6 protein-coding genes are annotated in these 13,336 nt (G+C 58.9%); 4 read left to right on the forward strand and 2 right to left on the reverse strand.

The window, feature by feature from the left end; translation table 11 throughout:
- Nucleotides 1-70: 70 nt before the first annotated feature.
- Entirely contained in the window at nucleotides 71-1,921 is a 1,851-nt protein-coding gene (locus tag KSX58_RS03330) for a sialate O-acetylesterase (RefSeq protein WP_217735779.1), read from the forward strand.
- A 137-nt stretch (nucleotides 1,922-2,058) separates the two neighbouring features.
- Here the strand turns inward: KSX58_RS03330 and KSX58_RS03335 are convergent, their stop codons facing one another.
- Nucleotides 2,059-3,588, reverse strand: a complete 1,530-nt coding sequence (locus KSX58_RS03335) for an amino acid permease (protein WP_217735780.1) — start codon at nucleotides 3,586-3,588, stop codon at nucleotides 2,059-2,061.
- Between the two features lie 352 nt (nucleotides 3,589-3,940).
- Between KSX58_RS03335 and KSX58_RS03340 the strand changes: the two genes are divergently transcribed.
- Entirely contained in the window at nucleotides 3,941-6,937 is a 2,997-nt protein-coding gene (locus KSX58_RS03340) for an ABC transporter permease (RefSeq protein WP_217735781.1), read from the forward strand.
- An 18-nt stretch (nucleotides 6,938-6,955) separates the two neighbouring features.
- Here KSX58_RS03340 and KSX58_RS03345 read toward each other — a convergent pair whose 3' ends face one another.
- Entirely contained in the window at nucleotides 6,956-8,422 is a 1,467-nt protein-coding gene (locus KSX58_RS03345; protein WP_038443838.1) for a cation:proton antiporter, read from the reverse strand.
- A 705-nt stretch (nucleotides 8,423-9,127) separates the two neighbouring features.
- On the opposite strand from KSX58_RS03345, the gene KSX58_RS03350 reads away from it, so the two are divergent.
- On the forward strand, nucleotides 9,128-10,306 hold the full coding sequence (locus KSX58_RS03350) for a class C sortase (RefSeq protein ID WP_237976388.1): 1,179 nt from the start codon (nucleotides 9,128-9,130) through the stop codon (nucleotides 10,304-10,306).
- 726 nt (nucleotides 10,307-11,032) lie between these two features.
- Entirely contained in the window at nucleotides 11,033-13,288 is a 2,256-nt protein-coding gene (locus KSX58_RS03355) for an FctA domain-containing protein (protein WP_254882472.1), read from the forward strand.
- The last annotated feature ends 48 nt before the right edge of the window (nucleotides 13,289-13,336 follow it).

A 13,336-nucleotide genomic window follows, 5' to 3' on the forward strand; every position in this document is an offset into this window, starting at 1 on the left:
CTTCATGCATTTTGGTAGGAAAGTGGCTTAGGATAGGCACGTAGGATTGTTTGATGAGGAAGCTGAAGCAATGGTCACTGCGACGGGGATTGCGCCTGGTTCCGAAATGACGGCGCAGATGGAGCAGGTGGAGGAGCGTAATGTCTCGGGCGTGCTGCATATCGCCTCGATCTTCGCCTCGCACATGGTATTGCAACGCAACAAGCCCATTGCGGTGTTCGGCGCATTAGCTGCCGATTGCGCCGGTATGGAGGTTGTGGCGGAAATACACGACTTTGACGGCTCCCTGATTGCGCAGGAACATGCTTATTCTTCGCAGAACGTGGTCAACGGCTTTTCGCAGTGGCGCGTGATGCTGCCCGCGCAACCGGAAGGCGGTCCGTACACGCTTCGTATCGTCGCGGGCAATGATGCCATCGAATTCGACGACGTGCTTATCGGCGAAGTGTGGCTCGCCGGCGGCCAAAGCAATATGGAACTTGAGTTGCGTAACAGCGAGCATGCCGACGAAGCACTTGAGGATTGCGCCGATCCGCTGCTGCGTTTCTACAATGTGCCCAAAACCGGTGTCATCAATCGCAATGCGGAAAATACGTCGAGTTGGCAGGAATCATCGCCGGAAAACAGTGGTGTGATGAGTGCCGTCGCCTACTATTTCGCACGCAAGCTGCGCTCCGAACTCGACCCCGATCTGCCGGTCGGCATTGTCGACTGCTATATCGGCGGCACGTCGATCAGCTGCTGGATGAGCGAGGACGCACTCAATTCCAGCGATGCCGGCCGCGACTATCTGACGCGCTACCAGCGTGCGATCGCAGGCAAGACGCAACAGCAGTTCGAGCTGGAAACCAGCGAATGGCAGTCGCAGATGGACGCATGGAACGCGGCTGTGGAAACGGTGCGTCAGACCAATCCGAACGCAACGAGCAGCGAGTTGAGCGAACAGTGTGGCACCTGCCCGTGGCCGCCGCCGCTCACCCCTACATCGCAATGGCGTCCGTGTGGCCCCTTCCACGCCATGCTGGAACGTATCATGCCCTACTCGCTGGCCGGTTTCCTGTGGTATCAGGGTGAGGAAGACGAGCAATACAGCGGTTCCTACCGCGAGCTGCTCGGCATGATGATCGGCGAATGGCGTGCGCTGTGGAGCGAAAATCTGCCGTTCCTCATCGTGCAGTTGCCGCAATGGATCAACGGCAAGACGGCTGCGGACGGCAACGATCCGATGCGCTGGCCGGTGCTGCGTGAGGCCCAATGGGACGCCGCGCAGTCCATAGACAACGTGTACGCCATCTGCACGATCGACTGCGGCGAATACGACAACATCCACCCGCTGGACAAGCGCACGCCCGGCGAACGCCTTGCCAATTGCGCGCTGCGGCAAATCTACGGCATGGATCGCGTTCCGGTGCACGGCCCGACGGTGCTGGGCTTCCGATGCGACCCGAACGGCCGCGTACGCCTGTTCTTCCGCTATGCGCACGGTTTGCATTTCGAAGGCACCACGCCCGGCGGCGGCGACGACGATGATTTCGATGGCCAGCTGCCGACTTTGGTGCGCGTACCGGAACATTCCGGCTTCGAACTGGCCGGTTCCGACGGTATGTTCCACCCGGCGACCGCCGCGATTTTCGTGGATTGCGACATCGATGATCTCGTCAATTCCAGAGTGAACGTGGTCGATTACAACGCTACGGAATTCGGCATTCCGATTAACAGCCGCAGCATCGGCACGATTACGCTGGCGACTCCGGATGTGCCGGAGCCGATGGCGATGCGATACGCCTGGCGCAGTTGGGGTCCGGCTCCGCTGTTCAACGACGACGGCCTGCCCGCGCAGCCGTTCCGTCTGGACCTGACCGACCATACCTCCCCCGTCGAGTCCGCCGAGCCCGTCACCCCCGACGGCACCGCTGACTGAGGCCGTCGGTCTGGCCACGCCGGTCTAATCGCCCCGTCTAATCGCAAAAACGGCATTCCCATCCGGCTTTTGTTACCGTAACCAGCCGATTCGGGTAACAAAAGCCGGAAGAGGAGGCCGTTTTGTGTTTCTTGCGATTACTCAGCGGTTGCAGCAGCCGCGTCAACGATCACTGCCGCTTCTTCACCCCGTTCGCTGCCGGACTTGCCAAGCGCAAGCTGGGCGGCGGCGAACAGCACCGCCAGCCAGATGACGCCGGCGATCACGGCGATGCGATAGCTTGCGGAGAAGCACATGAGCACCACAACCAGCAGCATGAACGCGATCACCACATACGGCGTCACATTGGCGAACGGCAGCTTGAACGCGATCTTGTCGAGCGCTTCCTTGCCCTTCAGCCCCTTAAGTTCGGCCGGGCCATCGCCAGCCGCAACCATGCGACGGAACTTAATCTCCGTAACCATGATCATGATCCAGTTGATCGCAGCCGCGATCGTGGCGATCGACATCAGATAATTGAACGCGAATTCCGGCCATACGAACACAACGACAACGGCAATCGCAATAATTATCGCGGAAGTGATAACACCCCCGACCGGCACGCCTTTCTTGCTGAGCTTACCCAGGTAAGCCGGCGCGTTGCCCTGCTTTGCCAGCGAATACAGCATGCGGGAGTTGGCGTACAGGCCGGAATTGTAGACGCTCATCACGGCGGTCAGGCACACGAAATTGAGGATGCCGGCGGCCGCGTGCACGCCGACGGAATCGAAGATCTGCACGAACGGGCTGGAATCGCCGTCGATCTTGCTCCACGGAATCACCGCCATAATCACGCCGAGCGCGCAGATGTAGAAGACGAGAATACGCCAGATGATGCCGTTCGTGGCCTTCGGAATGGTGGTGCGCGGATTCTCGGTTTCGCCGGCGGTGATGCCGATGAGTTCGGTGCCGCCGAAGCTGAACATCACCACGACGAGCGCCATCAGCAGGCCGGTCCACGTGCCGTCGGCGTTGCGGGTCATCAGGCCGTGCGGCAGGAATCCGCCGTCCACGGTGAACCAGTTGGCGAAGCTCGCGCGAATGCCCGAAGCGGTCGGCACATTGGCGATGATCACATACAGGCCGCCGAGAATCATGGCCAGCACGGCCACGATCTTGATGATGGCGAACCAGAATTCGAATTCGCCGAACTTGTTCACGCCCATGAGATTCAGCGCCGCGATGGCCACGAGGAACACCGCCGCCGACACCCACTTCGGAATGTTCGGGAACCAGTAGTTCACGAACGAGCCGACCACGGCAAGCTCCACCATGGCCACCAGCACGTAGTTGAACCAGTAGTTCCAGCCGGAAATGAAGCCCGCTCGCCGTGACCAGTAGCGCGTCGCGTAGTAGCTGAACGCGCCAGCCTTCGGATCCTCGACCGCCATCTCGCTCAGAGCGCGCACGATCATGAAGATCGCGAGACCGCCGACGAGGTAGGCGAGCAGAATGGACGGGCCGGCCAGCTGGATGGATTCGCTGGAGCCGTAGAACAGGCCGGTGCCGATGGCGCCACCCAGCGCGATGAGCTGGATATGGCGGTTTTTCAACGATTTACGGAGCGTCGGCGGAACCGGCACGTCGTCGGTTCCACGCGGCTTCTTTGCGGCGGTGACGTCGCTCATGGAGATTTCCTCTTCTCTGTTTCCTTGCGATTGCGCGTTGTGCGTTGCGCTCGCTGCTTGCGTTGCGTGCTGTTGCACGCTTGCATGTGCTTGTTTTGCTTGCTTTTTTGCGATTCGCCCTTTGTGAGGGAACGTTTCCGATTGTAGCGGGAAGCGGCGGGCAAAGTGTTGGTTTGTTCGTTCCGGAATGTCTGGTTTGCTTAACGGGTTGTTTGGTTTAGAAGTTCGATTCGCGCGATTGCTGTGCGATTCGAACGCGCGATTTGGACACGTGTTGCGGATGTGCGGTTTGGCGCGTCTTTCCAAGCTTCATGGTGTTCAATGGAATGAGGGGCTACGAACGGAGGTCGACATGGCATTCGTCAAGGACATGCTGCGAATGTGGGCGCATTCGTGGAAAAGATTCATTTCCATCGCCATGATCACGTTGCTCGGTGTGGCCGTGCTCACCGGCATTTACGCGGGCTGCCGTGACGCGTTCCGCAGCACCGATCGCTTTTTCGACGCGCAGGGCCTGCACGACGTCCAGGTGCTGTCCACTGCGGGCCTGTCGAACGGCGATATCGCCGCGTTGCGCAAGGTGAACGGTGTTGCGAAAGTGCAGGCGGAACGGTCGCAGGAAGTGACGTTCGATTTGGACGGCCGCAAGTCGGCGACCATGCAGGAAATCGGCACGAACGGCATTGACCAGCCATACTTGCAGGAAGGGCGCATGCCGAAGAAAGCCGGCGAAATCGCGGTAACCAGGAAATTTATTCGCGATTCGGGCAAGCGTATCGGCAGCCGCCTCACCGTAACCCCCGAATCGGCTTCCTCCGATACTTCCGATACGAACGATACGAACGGTGCGGACGGCACGAATGAAACGAACGGCACGGACGAGGCGCCGAGCTTCCCGACCAAGCTCACCATCGTGGGCGTGGTGCTCGATCCGCAGAACCTGAGCAACCCGGACGGCTACTCCGCCATGACCTCGTTCCGTTCCACCGCCACCACCGACTACACGTTCTTCGCGCCGTCCGATGGCGTGACCGGCACCCTCTACACGTCCGCCACGCTGCTCGTCAAGGGTGGGGCCGCCGAAAGCACGTTCGACGAATCGTACGAAAACACCGTCAAGCAGGTGACCGACCGCATCGACGGCACCGTGAAAACCGACCGCCAGAAGGCCCGTCGGCAGGAACTGCTCGACGCGGGCAACAAGAAGATCGCCGACGCGCGTGCGGAAGCCGACAAGAAGTTCGCGGACGCGCAGTCGCAAATCGACGCGAATCGGCAGCAATTCAACCAGCAGGTCGACCAGATTGTCAGCATGCAGGCGGGCGCGGCAGCTGCGGGAGCTGCGGCAAACGGCGCGGCCGCAGGTGCGGCGGCGGCCGCAGGTGCAACTACCCCCCAACTTGACGAAACCACGCGTGAAACAATGCGTGAAACCATCATCGCCGCTAGTCCCGAACTGACGCAAGCCAAGCAGCAGCTCGACCAGGCGCAATCGCAATTGAACGAGCAGAAGGCAAGTACCGAACATACGCTGAAAACCAAGGAAAACGAGCTGAAAACCAGCATTCCGCAAGTGCGCTGGTATGTGCAGGACCGGCAGTCGCTCGGGGGGTTCAGCGCGCTCAAATCCGACCTCGACTCCATCCAGTCGCTCGGCAACGCGTTCCCGATTGTGTTCCTGCTGGTGGCCGTGATGATGAGCCTGACCGCCATGGCGCGCATGGTCGAAGAGGACCGCTCGCTCATCGGCACGTACGTGGGGCTCGGCTACGGGCGGCTGGCGGTCGCGTCGCGCTACCTGCTGTTCGCGTTGCTCGCCTGCCTCATCGGCGGCGGCCTCGGCCTGATCGCCGGCTTCCTTGGCATTCCTGCGTTCCTGCTGGTCGTATTGCAAGGCATGTATGTGATGCCCGGCCTGCGGCTGGAATACGACTGGCTGTACGGCTCGCTCGGCATCGCGCTGTTCGTGGTCGGCGTGCTCGCCGCCACCATCTACGCGTGTGTGCAGGAAATGCGGCAGACGCCCGCCTCGCTGCTGCGTCCGAAAGCGCCGCGCGCCGGCTCGCGCATTCTGCTGGAACGGATTCGGCCGGTCTGGAATCGCATCGGCTTCCTCAGCAAAGTGACCGCGCGCAACATTTTCCGCTTCAAGTCGCGCCTCATCATGACGGTCGGCGGCGTCGCCGGCTGCACCGCGCTGATCGTCTGCGGCCTGGCCATCAACGACACCGTCGCAGACCTCGGCATCAAGCAATACCGCGACATCTACCAGTACGACCTGATGGTGGTTTCCGACGATTCGGACGCGTCGGCGATGCGCACGAAAGTCGCGTCAGACGGGCGCGTCACGTCATCGCTTGACGTGCGCATAGAATCGGGCGATTTGACGGTTGCGGGCAGTGGCGACGGTGACAGCGGCAAGGCCGGCAGCAGCGGCAGCGAAAGCATCCAGCTGGTCGCGGTGCCGGAAAAGCATCTGTCCGATTTGGGCGAAATGGTCACGTTGCAGCCGGTCTCGTCCGGCATGCTGGGCACGTCCGGCGTCGGCAAAACCGGTTCGCTGAAACTCGATGACGATGGCGTGATTGTCGCGCAGTCGGCGGCAAGCGCGCTGGGCGTCAAGGCCGGTTCCAAGGTGCGACTGACCAACGGCGACGGCGTGCAGGCCACGGCGAAGGTGAGCGCGGTGAATCGCAACCTCATCGGCTCGGATGTGTATGTAAGCGAAAACTACTACGCCAAGCTTTTCGACTCGAAAGACGCGAAGAACACCAAGAATTCCAAGAGTTCCGAGGATTCCGAGGCTCTGACGTGGAACGCCATGCTCGCCAAGCTTTCCGGCTCCGACACTTCGCAAACCGACTATGCGGAATCGCTCGAAGAGGACAGTTCGGTGATGAAGGCCGTAAGCTGCGCGCACATGGCCGACAGCTTCAAATTCGACCTCATGGGCGCGGTGGTGGCGCTGATCGTGGCGCTCGCTGGCGGTCTGGCGCTTGTGGTGCTGTTCACGCTCGCCAATACGAACGTGTCGGAACGCGTGCGCGAGATGGCCACGCTCAAGGTGCTTGGCTTCTTCGACCGCGAAGTGCACCATTACGTGAACCGTGAGATGATGATCCTCACCGTCATGGGCGTGATACTGGGCCTGCCGCTCGGCCGGCTCGTCGGCGGCATGCTGACGATGGCGCTCAACATGCCCTCGTTGTATTTCGAGGTGGAGGTCAAGCCGCTGAGCTACGTGATCGCGGCCGTGGCGACCATGGCCTTCGCGCTGCTCGTGCAGCTGTTCGTCAACCCCGTCCTCGACCGCATCGACCCCATCAGCTCCCTCAAGTCCGTGGAGTAGCGCCCCTCCGAAGCCCTCTCAGTTCTTCGGGTAGCGGTAGTTGTGAGGGAGTTGGGTGGTGAGCTGCGGGTCGAGGCCGAGTTCCTTGAGTTGGCGGTCGATTTCGAGGCGCGCACGTTCCACAAGTTCGGCGCGACGGCTGTCCAAACCGTTCAGCCCCTCCTGCTTTTCCAGCGATTTCAACGTCTCCGCCATACGCTTGAGCCGGTCCTGATGGTGCAGCAGCGCACGTACCTGCGCATGTTCGCGTACGATCGTCCGCCAATCGGATGGCGTGTGCGCAATCTCCCGAACCGCGGTGACGGGGTGTATGTCGGCCACCTGATACGTGATCGAGCCGAGCAGCGGCATCAGGAACACCGTAATCGCGCCGGCTGCGACCAGCGTCGACGCGGTGTCGCTCTGCATGGTGCCGACCTTCACCGCCAGCGACGTGACGGCGACGATGATCGGCAGCGCGGTCGTGCAATACAGGGCTACGGTGACGCGGTGATGCGATGACAGCGGATTCTTGCGTTTGTCGAGCGATAGCGCAACATATACGGGCACCGCGCGAATCAGCATGAGCATGACGATGAACGCGACGAGCAGCGCGGGCCGGCTTGCCACGGCGCGCACGTTGATCGCGGCGCCTGACACCACGAAAAACACAGGAATGAGGAAGCCGTAGCCGACACCCTCCAACTTCATTTCCAGCGACTTGCTGCCGTCGGGGATGATGTAACGCAGGATGAAGCCCGCGGCGAACGCGCCGAGCACCGCGTCAAGTTCGAACAGCGCGGAAATGGTGACAAGGAAGATGAGCAGGAATGTGGTCAGTCGCATGAGCGTTTGCGATGACGTGTTCGCATTTTCCGTAAGGAAACGGTACAGGCGATGGCCGGTTCTCAGTGCTTTCGTAGGTAGCATCGCGCACAGTAGGCAGATGGCAAGGAACGCGCCGAGCACGAGCATGGTTTGCCAGCCGGTTCGGGTGGATAGCAGGATGGCCATGGCAAGGATTGGGCCGAGTTCGCCCCACGTTCCGTACGAGATGATGGCGTCGCCGATGGGGGTGCCTTCGAGGTTGCGTTCCTTGAGAATCGGCATGAGCGTGCCGAGCGCGGTGGTGGTGAGTGCGATTACCGTGGCCACGCCGTTGATGCCTTGCTTGGTGAAGAACGGAAGGAATGTCACAACCAGCCAGGCGAGGCCTAGCGTGATTCCCCATGTAAGCAGTCCGACTTTGCCTTGATGTCCGGCGAGTCGTTTGGGGTCGATTTCGTAGCCGGCGAGCAGGAACAGGAACGCCATGCCGAGCTCGTTCAAGAGTTTCACGGCGTCGTTTACTTCGATCACGCCTAGTCCGTACGGGCCGAGCGCGGTTCCGGCGGCGAGCAGCAGCACGGTTTGTGGAATGAATCTTCCCGGAATCAGCTGCGCCACGATTGGGCTGACGGCCGCCACCGCCATGATGATGGTCAGGGAAACAAGCTCTTGCGTCATACCGTCGAGCCTAGTGAGCCATTGTGACCGGAGGTTGAAGAATGTGATTTCCGCTATCTGTGGCAGGTTTCTTCGGGGAAACCGACCTAGGGGGCATGATTCCTGCCCCCTAGGTCTGGATTTGCTCAAGGAACCTGCCACACATAACGCAAATCGTTTTCTTGTGAAGGGCGAATCTGCCACATATAGCACGTTTCACGACATTAAGGGGGTCGGTCGCGTTTGCGAGGCGGCCAACCCCTGGTTCTCGTCCGCCGCGCGCACACCGCCCGCCCGCCAAATGCTATCTAGCTTATAGATGGCGGGTGGTTCGCCCCATTTGCCAGTTCGGGGGTGTAAATCATACCCCCGAACCGCCTATTCTCGTCTAGCACCCGCCATCTATAAGCGAAATACCTTTCCGCAAAGCCCCAAATCCGCCATCTATAAGCCAGATAGGCCCATCGGTTTGACCATGGGCAGACTCGGTTAGAGATGCTCTTGGCAAAAATGCCAATTTCGGCCTCCTGCAAGGGTTTTGCTGGGGCTAACCCACGATTTGCGTAAGTCCTAACCCATGATTTGCGTAAAACGTGGTTCGCTCAGAGCTGTGGCCGGAGACCGTCCAAGTTCGACCGACATTATCGGAATCGTTAGGGAAGAAGGCACGCGGGCGGAGTGCAATATAATGTTCCCTATGGCTGGCAGTTCAAGGGGGCAAGACTGATGGCAGTTTTTCCGCATGGGAGCGCGCGCGGCGGGTCGAGAAGCGACGGTCCTCAGCAAATTAAGGACTTACGCGCCGACGATTTTTATGGCGATTCGCACGATGGCAACGACGGCTCGCGCGGTTCGCACGACACCACGCGCAACACGCGCACCTACGTTCCGCCGACGTTCGCCGAGGCGACCGATGTGTCCGAAGAAATTCGCGAGCGTCGCGCCGACGTGGGTAGATCCATTGCCCTGCGTGTGCTTGCGGCGGTGCTGATTTTCTCCGCAATCGGCATTGGTCTTTTCCCGAAAGTGCTGCAATACCAGTCCGCGCAAAAGCTGGCGAGCACGTCCGCCCGTTCCGAACAGAGCGTCGCGGGTTGGCCGTATCCGCAGGCCGACGAGGCATTCGCCGCGGCTGGGGCGTACAACAAGCGTCTCGCCAAGTCGGGGCAGCCGGTGATTGGCGAGGCTGAGGATCCGCTCGCCGAGTTGTACAACAACAATCAGTCCGACTCCAGCGATGGTTCCGGTTCCAGCTCGACGAGCGCAGACGCCACCGGCGATGGTAACAAGGATTCCGCTAGCTCCAAAGACGCGGAATACCAGCGTTTGCTGGATACTGGCGATGGCGTGATGGGTTCCATCCGCATTCCAAAGATTTCTGTGGATTTGCCGATCTACCATGGCACGTCGGAGCAGACGCTTGCGTCCGGTGCGGGGCATTTGTATGGCAGTAGTCTGCCGGTGGGTGGCAAGGATGCGCATGCGGTGATTACCGGACATCGGGGTTTGGTTGAAGCCTCAATGTTTACGCGTTTGGATGAGATGCGGGTTGGTGATTACTTCTATATCGATGTGATGGGCCATACGCTTGGCTATATGGTGGATCGTATTACCGAAATCGAACCTAACGACACATCGCAATTGAAGATTACCTCTGGCGAGGATCGGGTCACGTTGATGACATGCACTCCGTACGGTGTGAATACGCATCGTCTGTTGGTTTCGGCATTACGTTCCGCCATTCCCGAAGAGATTCCCGCGGAGGATGATGCGGCAAAAGATGTGCGTGTGATTGCGGGCGTGGTGTCAGCTGCCACGTTGCTGGTCGGTTTGTTGTTGGTTTGGCTGCTCCGCTGTCCGTGGTATGTCCGTAGGCATGCCGCTTGGTGGCCAAAGCGCAACTAGGGGTTGATGGCGTTAATGTTGCACTTGACAGATGCTTTTTTGTCGGGGAAAATTCTGAAAGAGGCATGACAACGTTTGCTTATAGTTTTTGCATCGCGATTTACGGGGGCAAGAATACTCTAGAATCGCGATGATATGTGCGATTTCAAGGAAAGTATATCCCCTTGATTACCTCGTTGGGAGGGTATGTATCCCTCTGTTTTTCTCCTTAAGGTTTAGGCAACGAAGCGATTGTCGGACGGTATGTGAAGCGAAGACGCATCAAATATACCGGTCGAAGGAGGAAGGTATTTCCCCGATCGCTTAACGGTACAAGGGGGTTGACGTATGAGACACGTCTTTGAGCGAAACAGGGCGAGGGGCACAGGTCTGTTCACGCGTCGTGTCATTGCGGCCGTCGCGACGGTCGCAATGCTCGCCGGCGTGGGGTGCGTCACTGCTTCGTCAGCGGCGGCGGAAGATGCCACGGGAGCCTTGGAACAACAAATCGAGCAGCCGGTATTGCAAGAATCTGGGCAAGAGGATTCACAGCCGGTGGAACAAAATTTGATGGTGGGAGAAGAGCAGCCGTCAGAGCAAGAGCAGCCGTCAGATCAAGAGGCTTACCAGCAAGTCGAACAAGAAACGGAACAAGAAACGGAAGAAGAGACTGAGCAGTGGGTTGAGCAGGAGGTTGAACAACAATCTGAACAACAATCTGAACAACCTGATGAGCAGCCAGTTACGTTGTCCGCTCAACCGATTGCGCGAGCAAATCGGGCGCAGTCGGTTGCGCAGAACGAGACCGGTTCTCAGTTGGGCGCTCCGGAGAAGCATAAGCGCATCAAAAAGAACAATGATGGCAGTTACACCGTGAACGTGGATGTGAAGGGCGCTGCCAGCAGCACCACGGTCACCACCACCCAGCCGATCGACTTCACGCTGGTGCTGGATGTGTCCGGTTCGATGGACGATCCGATGAGTAAGACGGATCGGACCAGGCGGTTAGACGCACTGAAAGAAGCGGTTAAAGCATTTCTTGATGAAGCTGCGAATACTAATACGGAGGCCGGTTCCGAACTGGTTCGCGTTGGACTGGTGAAGTTCGCCGGCAACGAAAAGGACAAAATCGGGGATGACACGTACCGAAGTGGTGGGTACACCTACAACTACTCCCAAATCGTTAGCGATCTGACTGCGGATATGAACGGTCTGAAGAACAAAGTCAGCAAACTCAAAGCCGCTGGCGCCACCCGAGCCGACAATGGATTCAATCTTGCGGCCAAGATGATGGGCAGTGCTCGAACCGATGCGAAGAAGGTCGTTATCTTTTTCACGGATGGTTCGCCTACATCGTCTAGTGGCTTCGAGGGTAAAGTGGCAAATAAGGCCGTCGAAGCTGCCAAGGAATTGAAAGATGGTGGCGCCACGGTGTATTCCATCGGTGTTTTTTCCGGTGCTGATCCCTCCTCGATCCAAGGTAACGAGAACCAGTTCATGCACGCGGTGTCCAGCAATTTCCCAAAGGCAACGAAATACAACCAGCGCGGTGAAGGGAATATCAAAGCCGGCTATTATAAAAGCGCGACGAACGCTTCGGAGCTGAATGCCATCTTCGACGAGATTGAGAAGAGCGAGACCACCACATCCGCATACACCAAGGTGACCATGGAGGACACGCTCTCCGGCTATGTCGAGCTTGCGGATAACAACTACAGGGTCGTTGCCAAGGATGCTTCCGGCAAGGTGGTCTCCTTGACTAATGTCGATTACACCTTGACGTATGACGCGAGCACGAAGAAATTCACGGTCGCATTCCTGAAGGCTCTGGCCCACAACGTGACATACACGCTGGAATACAACGTGAAGCCCACGCAGAAGGCATATGACGAGTATGCCGCCAACCTGAATGCCGGCAAGGATGGATATGACGGCGTAAAGGGTAACGCGAACACCGATCTGCCGGGAAACGCCACGTCCTCGAACCAGCCGGGTTTCCATACGAACGATTCCGCATGCTTGACCTATACGGCCGATGGCGAGACTCATGAGTGCAGGGAGAACCCGTATCCGCACCCGGTGGTGCAGGTAGTCTCCTCGACGTTGCACATCGACAAGCAGTGGAGCGGTAACGGCCAGAAGCCGGAAAGCATCACGGTGGATATCAAACAGGGCAACGATACCTATAAGACGGTCACGCTGAAGCGTGACGATAGCGGCAAATGGTCCACCGACGTGATTATTCCGGCAGGCGCCCAAAAGACGTACACGGTGACGGAAGTCGAACCGGACAGCCACTTGTGGAAGGCTTCCTACCAGCACAAGGTCGGCGATGGAAATCTTGCTGACGGCAATGTGGTGACGGTGCCGGAATCCATGGCATCGCAGAACGCCACAGTAGTCATCACCAACACGTTGAAGCAGACCATGCTGACGCATGCGATTGGCGTGCAGAAGGAGCTGGTCGGCCGCGATTGGAAGGATTCCGACGAGTTCACCTTCAAGCTGAAGGCAGACGATTCCAATCCAGACGCGCCGATGCCAGCTTCCTGCAAGAACCAGTCGGCGTGCACGGTGACGGTGAAACGCGATTCGTCTGACGATCACGTTGCTTACTTCGGCGACATCACTTACAACGCAGGTGAAGCCGAGTACACGTATCTCGTGACGGAGGACGCTGGTGATGCTTCCGCAATGTATTACTCGCAGGCGGAATACCGGGTGGTCGTGTCCGTGATGAAAGACGGAACGTCCGGTGAATGGAAGGCCGTTGTCGAATCCGTGACCCAGCTGAAAACCGATTATGGTGCCGCTGGTTCGAATTGGGACGAGACCCAGCCAATGCTGTTCACCAACCAATACATTTCGGCATCGTCACTGCCATTGACGGGCCGCATGGGTGCGGAACGATGGTGGCAGATTGCGGCCGGCGGAGTTGGCGTGCTGGCATTGCTCGCCGTCGCTGCGGCCGACCAGTGGAGACGCAAGAAGCGGCTCAGCTGAATAACACAGGATTTGCGGATCGCGGGGGCATGTTGGGTTCCCGCCTCC

Source organism: Bifidobacterium sp. MSK.17.10 (assembly GCF_019129655.1).
In the GTDB taxonomy this organism is placed as follows: domain Bacteria; phylum Actinomycetota; class Actinomycetes; order Actinomycetales; family Bifidobacteriaceae; genus Bifidobacterium; species Bifidobacterium adolescentis.